The sequence below is a fragment of the Neisseria sp. P0024.S006 genome (genome assembly GCF_051956595.1).
GTDB lineage: Bacteria > Pseudomonadota > Gammaproteobacteria > Burkholderiales > Neisseriaceae > Neisseria.
Map to the genome: position 1 here is coordinate 1 of NZ_JBQCXH010000021.1, position 535 is coordinate 535.

1 pseudogene is annotated in these 535 nt (G+C 47.3%); it reads right to left on the reverse strand.

Annotated elements, in window-relative coordinates:
• Positions 1-17 precede the first annotated feature (17 nt).
• Positions 18-535, reverse strand: a pseudogene (locus ACTHUF_RS11055) (CRISPR-associated helicase/endonuclease Cas3); the annotation flags it as partial.

The following is a 535-nucleotide window of genomic DNA, read 5'->3' on the forward strand; positions in this document are numbered from 1 at the left end:
AATCAAAATAATTTTCTTTAAAACACCAAATTCTCCCCTTTCAAAAACTCCGTATCTTCCCAAGAAAGACCCGCCACGTCATCATACAAATCCAGTCCAATCAGCGTATAAAACTGTTTGCCGAAGTTTTTCTCGTTAATCGGTTCGATACGTCCTGCTTTATATAAAGCGGCGAGAGCTTTTTCGGGGATTTGGACGGTGTAGGGTTGCAGTTTGCGTAAGAGTCCGCCGATGTGGTCGGCATGGTGCAGGCTGCTAATGAGGTTTTCGGCCTCGTTATCGAACGGAATAATCAGCGGCTGCATGTGGCTTTCGATCATGCGGAATTTGTCGGCGATGGTTTGGAATGGGAAATCGAGGCTTTGCCCTGTATCGTTGTGCATTTTCAGAATTTTTTTATTGTCCAGTTCACTGCCTCTTAATTGATAAAGCTCGGCGAAGTAGGCAGCGACGGCTTGGGTGGATAAGAGGTCGTCTGAAAACTCATTGGCAGTCAAGCGCATAATGGCGGCTTGGGCGGCAAGTTCAGGCGGGG